At 58.8% G+C, this 15,294-nt stretch carries 14 protein-coding genes; 10 read left to right on the plus strand and 4 right to left on the minus strand.

Annotated elements, in window-relative coordinates; genetic code table 11:
- Positions 1-33: 33 nt before the first annotated feature.
- Positions 34-678 carry a glycerol-3-phosphate 1-O-acyltransferase PlsY gene (plsY, locus tag AAF739_13015; GenBank protein MEM6383590.1) on the plus strand — a complete coding sequence of 215 codons (645 nt, stop codon included), beginning with the start codon at positions 34-36 and terminating at the stop codon, positions 676-678.
- 40 nt (positions 679-718) lie between these two features.
- Positions 719-1,885 (plus strand): DNA-processing protein DprA, encoded by a 1,167-nt coding sequence (dprA, locus tag AAF739_13020; protein ID MEM6383591.1) that lies wholly within the window; start codon positions 719-721, stop codon positions 1,883-1,885.
- A gap of 29 nt (positions 1,886-1,914) precedes the next feature.
- Here the strand turns inward: dprA and AAF739_13025 are convergent, their stop codons facing one another.
- Positions 1,915-2,154: a hypothetical protein gene (locus AAF739_13025; protein ID MEM6383592.1), complete on the minus strand. Its 240-nt coding sequence runs from the start codon at positions 2,152-2,154 to the stop codon at positions 1,915-1,917.
- Positions 2,155-2,506: 352 nt separating this feature from the next.
- Here AAF739_13025 and topA point away from each other — a divergent pair, with 352 nt between their 5' ends.
- The 4 genes from topA (at position 2,507) to rpmG (ending at position 8,380) form a co-directional block, all read left to right on the plus strand.
- A complete protein-coding gene (gene topA, locus AAF739_13030) occupies positions 2,507-5,101 on the plus strand; it encodes a type I DNA topoisomerase (protein MEM6383593.1) in 2,595 nt (864 codons plus the stop codon).
- Entirely contained in the window at positions 5,098-7,410 is a 2,313-nt protein-coding gene (gene rnr, locus AAF739_13035) for a ribonuclease R (protein MEM6383594.1), read from the plus strand. The genes topA and rnr overlap by 4 nt, the downstream gene beginning before the upstream one ends.
- Positions 7,400-8,050 carry an NUDIX hydrolase gene (locus AAF739_13040; protein ID MEM6383595.1) on the plus strand — a complete coding sequence of 217 codons (651 nt, stop codon included), beginning with the start codon at positions 7,400-7,402 and terminating at the stop codon, positions 8,048-8,050. The genes rnr and AAF739_13040 overlap by 11 nt, the downstream gene beginning before the upstream one ends.
- Positions 8,051-8,212: 162 nt before the next feature.
- Positions 8,213-8,380: a 50S ribosomal protein L33 gene (gene rpmG / locus AAF739_13045; GenBank protein MEM6383596.1), complete on the plus strand. Its 168-nt coding sequence runs from the start codon at positions 8,213-8,215 to the stop codon at positions 8,378-8,380.
- Between the two features lie 307 nt (positions 8,381-8,687).
- On the opposite strand, the gene AAF739_13050 is transcribed toward rpmG, so the two are convergent.
- Together AAF739_13050 and AAF739_13055 are read right to left on the minus strand one after the other, a co-directional pair.
- On the minus strand, positions 8,688-10,049 hold the full coding sequence (locus AAF739_13050; GenBank protein MEM6383597.1) for a PleD family two-component system response regulator: 1,362 nt from the start codon (positions 10,047-10,049) through the stop codon (positions 8,688-8,690).
- 20 nt (positions 10,050-10,069) lie between these two features.
- Positions 10,070-10,441 carry a response regulator gene (locus tag AAF739_13055; protein MEM6383598.1) on the minus strand — a complete coding sequence of 124 codons (372 nt, stop codon included), beginning with the start codon at positions 10,439-10,441 and terminating at the stop codon, positions 10,070-10,072.
- A gap of 194 nt (positions 10,442-10,635) precedes the next feature.
- On the opposite strand from AAF739_13055, the gene AAF739_13060 reads away from it, so the two are divergent.
- Both AAF739_13060 and AAF739_13065 read left to right on the plus strand, forming a co-directional pair.
- Positions 10,636-10,899 carry a DUF3572 family protein gene (locus tag AAF739_13060; GenBank protein MEM6383599.1) on the plus strand — a complete coding sequence of 88 codons (264 nt, stop codon included), beginning with the start codon at positions 10,636-10,638 and terminating at the stop codon, positions 10,897-10,899.
- On the plus strand, positions 10,890-12,251 hold the full coding sequence (locus tag AAF739_13065) for a DNA polymerase IV (GenBank protein MEM6383600.1): 1,362 nt from the start codon (positions 10,890-10,892) through the stop codon (positions 12,249-12,251). The genes AAF739_13060 and AAF739_13065 overlap by 10 nt, the downstream gene beginning before the upstream one ends.
- Here AAF739_13065 and AAF739_13070 read toward each other — a convergent pair.
- Complete coding sequence (locus AAF739_13070; GenBank protein ID MEM6383601.1) at positions 12,179-13,069, minus strand: DUF1849 family protein; 891 nt, start codon at positions 13,067-13,069, stop codon at positions 12,179-12,181. The genes AAF739_13065 and AAF739_13070 overlap by 73 nt on opposite strands.
- Before the next feature lie 284 nt (positions 13,070-13,353).
- On the opposite strand from AAF739_13070, the gene AAF739_13075 reads away from it, so the two are divergent.
- Both AAF739_13075 and AAF739_13080 read left to right on the plus strand, forming a co-directional pair.
- Positions 13,354-14,118 carry a glycerophosphodiester phosphodiesterase family protein gene (locus AAF739_13075; GenBank protein MEM6383602.1) on the plus strand — a complete coding sequence of 255 codons (765 nt, stop codon included), beginning with the start codon at positions 13,354-13,356 and terminating at the stop codon, positions 14,116-14,118.
- Positions 14,115-15,290 carry a GNAT family N-acetyltransferase gene (locus AAF739_13080; protein ID MEM6383603.1) on the plus strand — a complete coding sequence of 392 codons (1,176 nt, stop codon included), beginning with the start codon at positions 14,115-14,117 and terminating at the stop codon, positions 15,288-15,290. Before AAF739_13075 ends, AAF739_13080 begins: the two co-directional genes overlap by 4 nt.
- The last annotated feature ends 4 nt before the right edge of the window (positions 15,291-15,294 follow it).

The raw sequence follows: 15,294 nt of genomic DNA on the forward strand, positions 1-15,294 counted from the left end.
CGATTGCGCATGCCTGTTTGAAGACCGACCCTCATGCCCGATCCCATCAACCTTGTCGCGTCCTTGCCCTACTACGGGGCGGCCTTCCTCTTGAGCTATTTGCTTGGATCCATTCCCTTTGGGCTCATTTTAGGAAAACTCGCTGGACTGGGTGATGTCCGGACGATCGGCTCAGGCAATATCGGAGCGACAAACGTCTTGCGCACCGGGCGGAAGGACGTTGCAGCCGCCACGCTCCTTCTTGACGCTGCAAAAGGCACGGCCGCGGTCTTGCTCGCCGCTCAGTTCGGCCCCGCGACCGCTGCGATTGCTGGCATCGGCGCCCTCGTTGGTCACTGCTTCCCGGTCTGGCTACGCTTTAAGGGTGGCAAGGGGGTCGCAACCTTTCTCGGCGTTCTCATTGGGCTTAGCTGGCCGCACGCAGCGCTTTTTGCGGTTATCTGGATCGGAATGGCGGTCACGCTTCGCTATTCATCGCTTGCTGCGCTTACCGCTGGTCTCGTCGTCGTTCTGGGCGCGTTCTTTCTATCGGGCACTCCTTTGGGCTCGATCGCGCTTGGCGAGGTTTTCCTTGTGATGGTCGTGCTTATTTTCTGGAAGCATCGAGAGAACATTCGCCGGCTGCTGACAGGCGAAGAGAGCCGGATTGGCGGCTCGAAGACCGGCAGCAAACCTTGAACGCGCTGTGTTGGCCGGGGGCACTGTGATGGCCAGAGCAATGCCTTTACTGTCTGACGCGCAGCGTCTTAACTGGTTACGGCTTGCGCGCACGCCGCGGATCGGCCCTGTTCGCTTTCAGGAACTGATCAATCTGTTCGGTAGCGCCGAAGAGGCATTGTCGAGGCTTCCCAGCTTCACAGCGCGAAAGGGGCAGCCGCTGCATCCGCCCGCCGTGGCGCAGATTGAGGCGGAGATGGAAGCCGCTCAACGTCTTGGCGCACATTTCGTGGCGCGTGGGGAAGCGGGCTATCCAATCGCTCTTGCCACAACGGATCGGCCACCTCCCCTGCTGTGCACACGCGGAGCGGCGCAGGCCGTGGCGAACCGACCCATGGTTGCCATTGTCGGTTCGCGTAACGCGTCCGCCGGTGCGCTGGCGCATACCAAGCAGGTTGCCGCAGACCTTGGCGCGGCAGGAATTATTGTCGTCTCCGGTCTGGCGCGCGGCATCGACGCTGCAGCGCATCTGGGAGCACTCTCCAGTGGGACCATCGCCTTCTTCGGCGGCGGGCTTGGTGAAGTCTATCCGCCAGAGCACCAGAGCCTTGCCGATTCGATTGCCGATAGTGGCGGTGCCCTTTACTCGGAGATGCCCCTGAACTGGTCGCCGCGGGCGCAGGATTTCCCGCGCCGCAACCGTCTTGTTGCAGGCGCGTCTCTGGCGCTTTTGGTCGTGGAAGCGGCCATCCGTTCGGGGTCGCTGATCACCACACGGCAAGCCAACGATCTCGGTCGCATCGTCATGGCCACGCCAGGCTTCCCGCTTGATCCGCGCAGTGTCGGTCCCAATCAGTTGTTGCGCGATGGCGCGAACCTTGTTCGCAATGCCCAGGACATTCTTGAAGATTTGGGGCCTATGCTTGATCAGCAGGATGCGGGGGAGACCTTTGCTAGCCTGCCTGCACAAAACACCGACACATCAAACGATACGAACGGCTTTTCGGAGGACTTCACTGGAGGAGAAAACAGCCAGCGATGGGAAGAATTGGATGGGACGATGGCGAGTGCCTTGAGCATCAGCCCGACAACGTTTGACCTGATTGTTGAGGCTGCTGGCGTTGCCCCCGGCCCTGCCCGGGCATGGCTGCTGGAGCACGAGCTAGCGGGTGAGGTTGTACGCTATCCCGGCGATCGATTCGCGTGCGCGCCTCCGCAGGGCTCATAATCTGAATGCCGCAGCCAGCACATCCCGTGCTAGGTTGGCGAATCTCTTGCCTCATCGCGAGCCTGCTCAAGCGCCATTGCAAGCATGACACCCAAGACATCCAGCCGACCGGCGTGGGCCATTTCTTCGAGTTGCTCCAACATCGACACAATATAACGGGCGGTTTCAGCCCGCGTTGGACTAGAACCCCCGTCTACCATGTCGCCTGATCCGCCTAACTCGACATCATCTGCGCGCCGTACTGCTTCAGTATCGTTGAACTTCGTCATACCGATGGCCGTAAACGGCCCCCCACCCGTTGTGCAAACCATTTGCAGATTAGCCGGAACACTAAGCTAGTGAAGCTTCCTTAAACCACAGGAGGCAAGCTTCAATCACGATAGGTGTATATAGTTTATTACACAACCTTAGATAGTTTTTCGAACTGCTTGAATATTTAGCGCGTATGCCGGTTTGACAATCACGGAGGCCGTCATCATGTTCGCCAAACGCTCCGGACATCCTGTTTGATTGTTTCAATAGCACGAAGGTACCCCGACGGGCAGCCGCGGTCAGGATGGACCTTCAAGCGAAATCTGTTCGGTCAAACCGAGCACTTTGACTGATAGAGAAAGCCCGAGAATGGATCTGGTCATTGTCGAGTCGCCTGCAAAGGCGAAGACCATCAACAAATACCTTGGCAAGAACTACAAGGTTCTCGCTTCGATGGGTCATGTGCGCGACTTGCCTTCGAAAGATGGGTCCGTAGACCCAGACAACGACTTTGCCATGCGCTGGCAGAATGATGGCGGCAAATCCAAAACCATCACCGAAATTGCAAAAACCGCCAAAGAGGCGGATCGCGTGATCCTCGCAACGGACCCCGACCGCGAGGGGGAAGCGATCTCCTGGCATGTGCTCGAGATTCTCAAATCGAAGAAGGTGCTGAAAGACAAACCCGTTGACCGGGTCGTTTTCAACGCCATCACGAAGAGCGCTGTGCTCGATGCCATGGCCAATCCCCGCGCGATCGACGCACCATTGGTGGACGCCTATCTCGCCCGTCGGGCACTCGATTATCTTGTCGGTTTCACCCTGTCGCCAGTTCTGTGGCGCAAGCTGCCTGGCTCGCGGTCGGCAGGGCGCGTGCAGTCGGTTGCGCTGCGCCTTGTTTGCGAACGCGAACAAGAGATCGAGTCTTTCGTTCCACAGGCCTATTGGACGATCCTTTCTCACCTCAAAAACGGTGCCAACGCCCCCTTCGAGGCGCGGCTGCAAAGTTTCAATGGGACGAAATATGGCCGCCATGACCTCACTGACGCGGAACTGGCGTCGACAATCAAGGCGATGCTCGAAAAGGCGTCAATCGCCGTCGAGAAGGTTGAGGCCAAACCTGTTCGCCGTAACCCATACGCGCCCTTCACGACCTCAACGCTGCAGCAAGATGCATCCTCACGCCTTGGCCTATCGCCGTCCATCACCATGCGGCTGGCGCAGCGCCTTTACGAAGGCACGGAAATAAATGGCGAAACCGTCGGGCTCATCACATACATGCGGACCGATGGCGTTCAGATGGCGCCTGAAGCAATCCGCGCGACGCGCCAGTTGATTGGCGAAACATACGGCGACCGCTACCTTCCCGACTCGCCGCGCATGTACTCGTCAAAGGCCAAGAACGCTCAGGAAGCGCACGAAGCCATCCGTCCCACAGATTTGTCCCGAACACCCGATATGGTTCGACGCTTCGTTGATGCGGACCAGGCGAAGCTCTACCAGTTGATCTGGTCCCGGACGGTAGCGAGCCAGATGGCAGCGTCCGTTTCTGAGCGCACAAGCGTCGACCTTGTGGCGACCGGCGACGGCCATTCCGCGTCGCTGCGTGCCACAGGTTCGGTCATCACTTTCGACGGGTTTCTAGCTGCTTACGACACTGGCGGCTCATCGAAGGACGAAGACGACAAGCGCTTGCCGCCGATAACCGAGCGCGACCGGATCACACAGGAAAAGATCGAGGCAACTGAGAAGTTTACCGAGCCGCCACCGCGTTATTCCGAGGCCAGCCTGGTGAAGCGGATGGAGGAGCTGGGTATCGGTCGACCCTCGACCTACGCAGCCACGCTCGCGGTCCTTCAGGACCGGGACTATATGACCATCGACAAGCGTCGCATCTACGCGAGCGACAAGGGTCGTCTGGTCACCGCGTTCCTTGAAGCGTTTTTCAAGCGCTACGTTGAGTATGACTTCACCGCATCGCTAGAAGAGCAGCTCGATGAGATATCTGCGGGCGAAAAAGACTGGCGCGACGTGCTGCGGGCGTTTTGGACCGCCTTTTCGTCGTCAGTTGACGATATCTCCGAGTTAAGGATTTCTCAGGTCATCGATGCGCTTAACGATCTCCTTGGACCGCATGTTTTTCCCGATAAAGGCGATGGCGCTGACCCGCGCGCATGTCCCGCCTGCGCGGACGGCAGGCTCTCGCTCAAGATATCGCGATACGGGGCGTTTATCGGTTGCTCAAACTATCCCGAATGCAACTACACCCGCCAGCTAGCTTCGAACGACAACGAAGACGACGCGCAAACGGGACCGATCGTTTTGGGCGAGGACACCGAAACCGGTGAACAGATCACGCTACGCGACGGGCGCTTCGGACCCTATGTGCAGCTCGGCGAAGCGCAAAAACCCAAGCGAGCAAGCCTGCCGAAGGGTTGGAGCAAAGCGTCGATGGACCTTGAAAAGGCCTTGCGCCTTCTATCGTTGCCAAGATTGGTGGGTGCTCACCCAGAAACTCAGAAAGACATCATGGCCGGTATCGGCCGTTACGGCCCCTTCGTTCTGCATGATGGCATGTATGCCAATCTCGACTCGGTCGATGAAGTCTTTGAGGTCGGTCTTAATCGTGCCGTAGCCGCACTTGCGGAGAAAGCGGCTGGCGGCGGTCGTGGTGCGCGGCGCGGAGCACCGGCTGCGCTCAAGACACTGGGCGACCATCCCGACGGCGGACCAGTTACCGTCCATGAAGGCCGTTACGGCCCTTATGTGAAACACGGTAAGATCAATGCCACGATCCCCAAAGACACCAAACCTGAGGACGTTTCTCTTGAGCAGGCATTGGAGTTGATTGCAGCTCGCGCTTCGAAGGCCGGTGGCAAGAAAACCGCCAGCAAAAAGAAAGCGCCTGCGAAGAAGGCGGCCAGCAAGAAGGCTGCACCGAAAAAGGCGGCCACCGCCGAATGAGTCGGCTTCCGTCGGACGACGAGATTCTCAGCTTCCTGCGCGATAATCCCGGTCAAAGCGGCAAACGCGAGATTGCGCGCGCATTCGGCGTCAAAGGTGCCGCACGGATCACCTTGAAGCAGCAACTCAAGTCACTGCGCGATCGCGGCCTCATCGTCAAAGAAGGTGCGCATCTACAGCGTACCGACGAGCTACCGTCGGTGTTCCCGGCCACCATCGTGTCGGTCGATGACGAGGGCGATTTGCTCGTCCAGCCGAAGCTGGACCGTGAAGCCTACACGGGTTTACGGTTTGTCTTGAAAGAAAAGCGTGGCGGTCGACGAAGCGCGGGCAGCCAGACGCCCCCAGGCGTTGGCGATATGGTGCTGGTGCGCAAGCTCAGCGAGCCCGATGCGGATGAGCCTGGTACGGTTCAACTCATCAAGGTGATCGGCAAGCCCAAGGGTCGACATTTCGGCGTTTTGCGCCGGCCATCCAAAGGCGTCGCGTTTCTTGAACCGGTGGATCGCAAGTCTGAGGTTCTGACCGTTCCTGAGCATCTTATTGGCGATGCACAGGCGGGTGATCTGGTGGCTGCCACACGGCTTGCGGGTGCACGGAGGCATAACCCGCAGGCTCAGGTCGATGAAGTGTTCGGACAGCTGGGTACCGAAAGGGCGATCAGTCAAATCGCGATCCTGCGCAATGACTTGCCTGATGCCTTCCCCGCGGAAGTTATCGCCGAAGTGGAGGGTTTGGAGCCTGCCACGCAGGGCACGCGCGAGGATTGGCGCAAGCTCCCGCTGATTACAATCGACCCTGCTGATGCGAAGGATCATGACGATGCCGTACACGCGGCACTGGACGACGACCCATCAAATGAAGGCGGCTACGTCATCACTGTGGCGATCGCCGACGTAGCTTATTACGTCCGCCCGCATACGGCGCTCGACCGTGAGGCAAGGACACGTGGCAACTCGGTCTATTTCCCCGACCGCGTTATACCCATGCTCCCTGAGAAGCTTTCGACTGATCTTTGCTCACTCCACGAGGGTGAGGACCGCCCGGCTCTCGCAATCCGCATTGTCATCGATCGCCACGGGCGGAAGCTCCGGCACAGCCTCCACCGGGTGTGGATTAGGCTGCATGCAGGATTGGCCTACGAAGCCGCGCAGGCCGCTATCGATGGGGGCGAGCCCGCCGAAGGTATCGAGCCTTGCCCACCGTCATTCATCGAACCCGTTCTAAAACCTTTATGGGCGGCGTATCGGGCGCTGAGCGTTGCGCGCGATAAACGAAGCCCCCTTGCCTTGGATTTGCCGGAGCGCAAGCTTGTGCTGAACGAGGCTGGAGAGGTCAGCCGCGTGCGGGTTCCGGAGCGTCTCGATGCCCATCGGCTGATCGAAGAATTCATGATCCAGGCGAATGTTGCCGCCGCCGAGCTGTTGGAAGCAAAAAAGAGAGTATGCCTGTATCGGGTGCACGATGCCCCGAGCCGCGCGAAATTCGAGGGCCTCAGAGAGTTTCTCAAAAGCATCAACATCTCCATCGCCAGCCAATCGTCGCTGAGACCCGCCGACTTCAACGGCATCCTCCGGAAAGCGCAGGGCTCGCCCAATGAGCCGCTCATCAACGAGATGGTTCTGCGCAGCCAGGCGCAAGCAGAATATGCCCCCGAAAACATCGGCCATTTCGGCCTTAACCTCGGGCGCTATGCCCACTTCACGTCGCCCATCAGGCGCTACGCCGATCTGCTCGTCCACCGCGCCCTACTGGCTGCCTACAGCCTTGGTACGCCCGAGGAAGCTCAGGAAGCCGATCTTCAGGCGTTGGAGCGGCTGGGCGACCACCTTTCGGGCACCGAACGGCGCGCCATGCTCGCCGAAAGGGAGACGACAGATCGCTTGATCGCCGCCTTTCTGGCCAATCAGATCGGTGCCCGTTTCGCTGGCAGGATTACCGGGGTTGTCGGCGCTGGGCTTTTTGTTCGCCTCAATGAGACCGGTGCAGATGGGTTTGTGCCGGTTGCCACGCTTGGAGCGGACTATTTCCGTTACGACGACGTTCAGCAGTCCCTCATCGGTGCAGCAACCGGCTCAACGTATCAGCTTGGTGATGAGGTGGATGTGCGCTTGACCGAAGCTGCACCAGTTGCCGGCGCGTTACGCTTTGAAATGTTGACCGATGGCAAAGCGGGCAAAGCCGCAGGGCATGCCAACAAACGTGGTCGGACGACGCCCAAACGCGGCAAGCGCAGCGCGGAAAAACCCCGCAACAAATCGGCGGCCAGCCATGCGCGCACAAAGGTCCGCAAGGCGCGTGGCCGCTAGGACAGCGGACACCTCCAACAAACCTGTCGTGCGGGCTCAGCCAGCGGCCAGCCTCATCGCGCTATGGGTGGGAAGTGGTGAACAACGGGTCCTGATGGGTCGCAGGAACCCAGATTTGGCCTTCCTTCCCAACGTAATGGTGTTTCCCGGCGGACGGCTTGAGGCACGGGATCGACAATCGGTAGCCGAACTCTCCCCGCACGCACACGATAGGCTGAGCCAGGAAATCGGAGCTCGTGGCAACCCTTTCCGATTTGCCGCCTGCGCAATCCGTGAGACCAACGAGGAAGCAGGGTTCGACCTCGCCCGGTGTTTGGCGGGATCGCTGTCCTATGTGGCCCGTGCGATCACGCCTGCCCGATTTCCCAAGCGCTACGACACGCGTTTTCTCTTGGCTCGGATCGAAGATGGTTGGAGCCCTCGGTCATCGCCAGGAGGAGACGGCGAGTTGCTCGACGTCGGCTGGTACGCCCCTGGCGACCTTGATCGCTCCGAAATGCATCACGTAACCCGTGCCATCTATGATCAGGTGATGACCGCCGGTTTCAGCCGTGACGAAGCCCCAATCCTCATAGCAGACCGGACCCCCAGAAACTGGCACGGCCGTCCCGCTCTGCGATCCAAGGATCTTCGCACATAAACACTGGCCGCCGTCTGGCATATGAGCGCTAGGGCGGCTGTTCCTCTTGACTTTCACGGGGCTCCCGGCGATAGCACCGGCTCAAATGCGCGATACCGCGCACTTAATGCTTTTGCGGCCGCTCGTTCACTGGCCGAACAAACTTTTCGAAGGCTCTTCATCATGGCTAAGGCTACCACCATCAAGATACGCCTCGTCTCTACGGCCGACACCGGCTACTTCTACGTGACGAAGAAAAACTCTCGTACGATGACCGAGAAAATGGTTGTGCGGAAATACGATCCCGTCGCGCGCAAGCACGTCGAGTTCAAAGAAGCAAAAATCAAATAAATCGCAGCCCAGCTGCAAAGATGAAAACGCGCCTGGTGGCGCGTTTTTTGATTCTGGCGAGCAGAAAAAAGAGGCTGGTGCCGCTCTCCGGGCTTGAGGAGGCCGGAATGTGGAGCTCGGCACCAGCCATCCCAAACACTTCGGGGTGTGCGGCGGACCCGAAGCGCAAATGGGACCCGCACATGGCGGTGGCTCATAAGGCTCGCGTCAGCACGAAAGTTCAAGCAAAAGCCTAGTATTTAGGGGGCTAAGCAGCGTGCTTTGAGCGGTTAACCTTGCTCATTGAGGTTAAAACAGTTTGTTAACTCTAGGCGGCAAGCATCACACGATTGCGGCCCTCGCGCTTAGCCTTGTACAGCGCTTCATCAGCACGTTTGAGAACCGCTTCGGGCGTATCATGCGTGCCCTTCACGCTCGCGACACCCAATGAGACGGTGATGCTGAGCGACTTCTGCCCGCCAGCGACGGGTATCGGGTCCGTTTCCATGCTTGCGCGCAGACGTTCAGCGATGGAGGCCGCCACGTCGTTTGGCGTATCGGGCAAAACCAGAACGAACTCCTCCCCACCATAGCGGCAGGCAAGGTCTGCGCCCCGAACTGAACGACGGATCCGATCACCGAATTCGCGCAGCACATCGTCACCAACATCGTGGCCGTGACTATCGTTGATCGATTTAAAGAAATCGATGTCCGTCATGACGACAGACAGCGATTTGTTGCGGGTAATGGCCTGCGCGGTCAGCGTCTTGAAATGGGTATCGAAATATCCACGGTTATGCAGCCCGGTAAGACGGTCCATGATGGCCATTTCCATGGTCTGCTCGACCGAATGGCGCAGCTCATCCGCATACGCCTTCCGCCGCAATTGGGTGACGGTGCGCGCCATGAGTTCGTTTTGATCGATTGGGCGCATGAGATAGTCATTCACGCCCATATCAAGACCACGCAGAAGCTTGGCGTCATTTTCGGGGTCGGCGATCATGATGATCGGAAGTGAACGCGTCTTCTCGATGTTTCGCAGCTGGGAACAAAGGCGTAGCCCGTCATAGCTGCTCAGCGAAAGTGACACGATGATAAGATCATAATTGTGGTCTGAGATCGTGAACAAAGCCGATTCCGGGTCGGTGTGCACATCGACTTCAAAGCGTTTGCTCAACGTTTGCCGCAGCCGCTCATAGGAGCTGGCGCGGTCGTCCACGATGAGGATTTGGCCGCTGACCTCGCTGGTAAAAACATTGGGATGGTCATCGCCACTGTTGCCGCGCGATGTCGCACGTCCGTGCAACTCATCAAGCAGGCGCTTCAGCCTGACAAGGTTCTTCACACGGGTAAGAAGGGCCACATCGCGGATCGGCTTGGTAAGAAAATCATCCGCACCAGCCTCAAGACCCGTTACCCGGTCACTGGGCTGATCAAGAGCTGTCACCATCACGACGGGAATGTGCGCAGTGGCGGGGTCGGACTTCAGACGGCGGCAGGTCTCGAAACCGTCAAGTCCAGGCATCATCACGTCGAGGATAACGATATCGCAAGATGACTTAGCCGCGACATCGAGAGCTTCAAAGCCGCTGGTGGCTGTCAAAACCTCGAAATACTCTGCCTTCAGCCTTGCTTCGAGCAGCTTCACGTTTGCAACAATGTCATCGACCACTAAAACACGCGCGGTCATGATGGGTCCCCTTCCCGCATTCAGGTCTCGCCAACGAATGTTCGCACGGTATCGAGAAAATGATGCACCGAGATCGGCTTTGAGATGTACGCTTCGCATCCACCCGACCGGATACGCTCCTCATCGCCCTTCATTGCAAAGGCCGTGACAGCGACAACCGGAATGTGCCGCAGCTCATCATCTTCTTTGAGCCAGCGTGTCACATCGAGGCCGGAAACTTCAGGCAATTGAATGTCCATCAAAATGAGATCCGGGCGATGCGTACGCGCCAGTTCCATTGCGTCCATCCCGTTGCCGGTCTTGACCGTCTGGTAACCCTTGGCCTCCAACAGATCGCTGAACAGCTTCATGTTGAGCTCATTGTCCTCAACGATCAGGATGGTTTTGCTCATTTTGGTCTCCTTGGCCCGCCGCCAACCGGTTTGGCGCGAGCCGGGGCGACCATCACAATAGAGACGATTCACCCCTTGAGAATCGTTATGCCGCCTAAATCTTGAAGAAAATGCAAAGGCGGGTTGCGGATCTGCTTCCGGGTCTGTTTCCAGGCCGGTTAAATAGGCCATAACGTGTGAGAGAGTTGGAGAGCATGATGCCCCCATCGCTTGGCAGTATCACAGGCGATCTGATGGTCTTTCTTTCTGCAAGACCAGAGGAGCTTGCGCGGTTTTTCGCAGAGACTGGTGCAGAGCCGCAGAGCATCCGCAATCAGCTTGAAGACCAAAGCTTCCAGTCGGGGGCGATCGACTACCTCGTTTCGAATGAACCCCTTCTCTTGGCTTTCTGCGAAGAGGCCGGCCACGATCCTGCGCGTCTATCTGCGCTTGCCAGGCAAGAAGGTCGGTGGATGTAGTGCATCGTCTGTGCCGCTCCTGCCTAACGGTCAACGGCCTTTCGAACGGTGAGCGTTGTGGCGTGTGCGGCTCGCCACGGGTTGTGGAGCACGAGGAGCTTCTCGACCTGACGATCGCGCACATCGATTGCGATGCGTTTTACGCAGCAGTAGAGAAACGCGACAATCCTTCGCTTGCCGACCAGCCTGTGATTGTTGGAGGCGGGACGCGCGGTGTCGTGACAACGTGCTGCTATTTGGCCCGAATCCACGGTGTGCGTTCGGCGATGCCTATGTTCAAGGCGCGCAAACTCTGTCCGGACGCCCAAATCATCAAGCCGAGGATGCACCGTTACGCCGAAGTCGGCCAGAAGGTGCGTGCGATGATGCTTGCGTTGACGCCGATGGTGGAACCGCTTTCCATCGATGAGGCGTTCCTCGACTTGTCAGGGACCCAGAAGCTGCATAACGCGTCTCCCGCTTTGTCATTGGGCCGCTTTGCTCGCGACGTCGAGGAGCAGATCGGGATAAGCGTCTCGATCGGCCTGTCCTACAACAAGTCGATGGCGAAGATGGCGTCTGACCGGGATAAACCGCGCGGCTTTACGGTCATAGGTAAGCGGGAGAGCACTGCCTTTTTGGCCCCTCAGTCTGTCCGTGCGCTTTTCGGTGTCGGCGAAGCAATGGCCGGAAAGCTCGAGGCAGCAGGCTACCGAACACTTTCCGATTTGCAGGAAGCAGACACATCGGCACTTATGCGCAAGTTTGGCGAGCATGGCCTGCATTTACGGGACCTTGCTTCGGGGATTGATCCGCGTCCAGTCAGACCGGAAAGAGGCCGAAAAAGCGTCTCCAGTGAGCGAACCTTCTCTGAAGATGTGTCTGAGCTGGAGGCGTTGCGTGTGCATGCGCGTGCATCCTGCGAACGGGTTTCTCAACAGCTCAAAGACAAACAGCTTGCCGGACGGACGGTTACGCTCAAGATCAAGACCGCCCGCTTCAAAACCGTATCACGTGCGCACTCGTTAGACCGCCCAACCCAGAGCGCGGATCGGCTGTTCGGAACCGCCGACGCGCTGTTGCGGCCCCTTGCCGATGGCACACCGTACCGGTTGCTCGGCGTTGGTATCTCCGACCTGCATGCCGGAGAAGACGCAGATGACAGGGACCTTGCTGACGATGGCGCCATGAAACGTTCGCAAGCCGAAGCCGCCATGGATCGCGTCCGTGGCCGTTTTGGGCGCGAAGCGGTTCAAGTGGGACTGCTCATGCCTCAGCCGACCAAGGCAAGCCCTGCTGGTTACTCGGGACAGGCCGACGGCAGGAAGGCTGTAAAGTCAGACAGCACACCGCGCAACGAGAATGAGCCATAGTCAAGGATGAGATCATCCGACACGCCGTTTGTATCGAGCGTGTAGCTCACGACGAAACTTGGGCCGCTATCGGTCGCCGTTGGATCGAAGTAACTCAACTTGACGGGCCAGGCCCTGCTAGGGGTGGGAAAATCGTCCCAACGCTCTCCAGCATCAGGCGCACCATCACCGGGCGCGGTTCCGTTGGCGGCGATGGTGTCGATGACTGTGGGCGCGACGGGCGCACCGATGATAACGCTTGCGGGCTGGGCCTGCCCTGACTCATGGCTGCCATCGAAGACGGTTGCGAAAACCAGCCGCTCATCCGCCCTTGCTGCGTCGAGGATCGCGTGGGTCAGCTGATTTGGAAAAAGCGTGTCCATGGGCGCGGAGGCCTGCAATTCCCCGCTATCGAAGCGGCGTATGGACAAGCCTCCATCCTCCGCTCGCTCTGCAGCGCCAGTGACCATCGCCTCATCATCTGCGCCCGAGCGGGTTTCGGTTTGGAAGGTGAAAACACCGCCATCGGCGGCTTCGAACGCGCGGTATTGCGTCTCCGTCCGGATTGTCCCGCCCGCGCGGTCCCCAATGGTTAGAACGATATCACTGAGGATGGTCCATCCGGCACAGGATGACCCTTTGACCTGAAATACAAATAGCCCAGCTGCATCCTGAACGCTCGTATCGCGATCCGCACGTTCCAGCGACAGCTCATAGACAGCCCGATGCGCCAAAAGGTCTCCCCCTTGCTCGGACGCAGTAGCCGGCTGCGCAAACGCCAGGTTGGAACCAAGCAAACCGCCGAGCAGCAGCCATTTGGCCGCACCCAAAAACGGCACACGATGCTCGCGAGCCGCCGTTGAAGCACTGGACAGTGATGCTGTCCCAGCTATGTCACTGGATGAAGCTCTGAAAGTGCACCTGGTATTGGTGAACTTGGATCGCGCTTGAAGGGCTGGCCCGCTCATCGAGGTGGTATGACTTTCGCAATTGGTACAGCAAGCGGAGATACACGGCCCATGATCGTCGGGCAATATTGGTGCGAAAGTGACGTTAATCGGCTGACTGTTTCGGTAAGCCGGCCAGCTACCCGCTTTGGTCCCAAACATTGGGCTGCCGCACAGTGATTTCCAGACCGGCCTGGTTGACCGCACGGGCGGTTGCGCATCGGGGCCTTCATGATGCCTCGTCTGGCCGCGTGGAGAATACGCTGCCCGCGTTTGAGGCTGCCATAGCGCGCGGCTTTGCAATTGAATGCGATGTGCAGCTGACCGCGGATGCACAGGCCGTCGTTTTTCACGACGATACGCTCGACAGGTTGACCTCTGAGAGCGGCGCAGTCGTCGAGCGCCCATTGAACGCGCTGGCGGGCATTGACGTCACGGGTTCAGGCTCAACGATCCTCTCGCTCGCGCGCTTCCTTGCAGCGGTTGGCGGTCGGACGCCGGTTTTGATCGAGATGAAAAGCCGGTTTAACGGCGTGACAAAGCTCGCTGATGCAGTCGCTGGCGCGCTTGGTGCCTATTCGGGGCCCGAGGCGGTCATGTCGTTTGACCCGGCGCTGGTTGCCCGGTTCAAGACCCACAAGACAGGCCATCCGGTCGGCATAGTCGCTATGCCTATGCGCGCAGATGATTGGCCGCACGTCTCGCCCATCAAACGCTTGCTCAATGGCCTGCTGCTTTCGCCAACCGCTTTCAAAGCTGATTTCATCGCCTACGACCAGCGAAGCTTACCCGCCCCTGCTCCTTTTGCGGCACGGTATCTTGGGGGCAAGGCGCTGCTGTCGTGGACCGTGAAGGATGCGCAAACCGCCAAACGCATACGCCGCTACGTCCACCAAATCATCTTCGAGGGCTTCGATCCGCATGCGGGTAGTGCTGCATGACGGCGCCGCTTGAAAATCGCACCATCGAAACCGTCGAGTCGCTCGCGGACATCGGCGAAGAGGCATGGGGCGGTCTGGAAGGCTCGCGATCATCGGACGCCGACTTTAACCCATTCGTTTCCTACGCCTTCCTTTCCGCGCTGGAAGACTCGCGCTCGGCCATTTCCGAGACGGGCTGGATTGGTTCGCACATCGTCTTGAAAAACGAAGATGGCGCGGTGGACGGTGTCATGCCGGCCTATCTCAAGCTTCATAGCCAGGGCGAATACGTGTTTGACCATGCCTGGGCCGATGCATTCGAGCGGGCCGGCGGGCGGTATTACCCGAAGCTCCAGTCATCGATCCCGTTTACGCCAGCGAGCGCTCCAAAATTACTGAGCGCAAGACGAGCCGACAAGGCCCGCGTTGGGGCCTTGCTCGCTCATGGAGGCAAGGCCGTTGCCGAAAAGCTGAATTTGTCATCAGCCCATATCACCTTTGTGGATGAGGCGGAGCGATCCGTCCTTGAAGACGCCGGTTACATGGTTCGACACGACCAGCAGTTTCATTGGGCAAACGATGGCTATGACAGCTTCAGCGCCTTTGAAGACGCTCTAGCATCGCGCAAGCGCAAGCAGTTGCGGCGCGAACGGCGTGAAGCGCTGGAAAACGGCATCGAGATCGAGTGGGTTACGGGCTCAGATCTGACCGAAGCGCATTGGGACGCATTCTGGGTGTTTTATCAGGACACCGGCATGCGCAAATGGGGCCGGCCGTACCTGACCCGCAGCTTCTTTTCGTTGATCGGCGAGCGTCTGCCGGACCACACGGTTCTGATTCTTGCCAAGCGCGATGGGAACTACATCGCCGGCGCACTCAACTTCATCGGCGGGGACACCATCTTTGGCCGCCATTGGGGATGCACCGAGCATCACCGCTTTCTGCATTTCGAGGTCTGCTACTATCAGGCGATCGATTACGCCATTCAGCACGGCCTGTCTCGGGTCGAAGCAGGCGCTCAAGGTGCCCATAAGCTCGCCCGAGGCTATGCACCCGTTGTGACAACCTCGATGCACTACATCCCCCATGAAGGCTTCCGGCGCGCAGTGGCCGACTATCTCGAACACGAGCGGGAACAGGTGTTGTTCGACGCTGACTATCTTGAACGGCGCACACCGTTTAAGTCAGGCTGACGTT

Source organism: Pseudomonadota bacterium, assembly GCA_039024915.1.
Taxonomy (GTDB): Bacteria; Pseudomonadota; Alphaproteobacteria; order Rhizobiales; family MH13; genus MH13.

What these genes read in the sequence shown, in the direction of transcription:
- topA (MEM6383593.1), top strand. Translation starts at nt 2,507, where the DNA reads ATGGATCTGGTCATTGTCGAGTCGCCTGCAAAGGCGAAGACCATCAAC.
- rnr (MEM6383594.1), top strand. Translation starts at nt 5,098, where the DNA reads ATGAGTCGGCTTCCGTCGGACGACGAGATTCTCAGCTTCCTGCGCGAT.
- plsY (MEM6383590.1), top strand. Translation starts at nt 34, where the DNA reads ATGCCCGATCCCATCAACCTTGTCGCGTCCTTGCCCTACTACGGGGCG.
- AAF739_13025 (MEM6383592.1), bottom strand. Translation starts at nt 2,154, where the DNA reads ATGACGAAGTTCAACGATACTGAAGCAGTACGGCGCGCAGATGATGTC.
- AAF739_13080 (MEM6383603.1), top strand. Translation starts at nt 14,115, where the DNA reads ATGACGGCGCCGCTTGAAAATCGCACCATCGAAACCGTCGAGTCGCTC.
- AAF739_13055 (MEM6383598.1), bottom strand. Translation starts at nt 10,441, where the DNA reads ATGAGCAAAACCATCCTGATCGTTGAGGACAATGAGCTCAACATGAAG.
- AAF739_13060 (MEM6383599.1), top strand. Translation starts at nt 10,636, where the DNA reads ATGATGCCCCCATCGCTTGGCAGTATCACAGGCGATCTGATGGTCTTT.
- dprA (MEM6383591.1), top strand. Translation starts at nt 719, where the DNA reads ATGCCTTTACTGTCTGACGCGCAGCGTCTTAACTGGTTACGGCTTGCG.
- rpmG (MEM6383596.1), top strand. Translation starts at nt 8,213, where the DNA reads ATGGCTAAGGCTACCACCATCAAGATACGCCTCGTCTCTACGGCCGAC.
- AAF739_13050 (MEM6383597.1), bottom strand. Translation starts at nt 10,049, where the DNA reads ATGACCGCGCGTGTTTTAGTGGTCGATGACATTGTTGCAAACGTGAAG.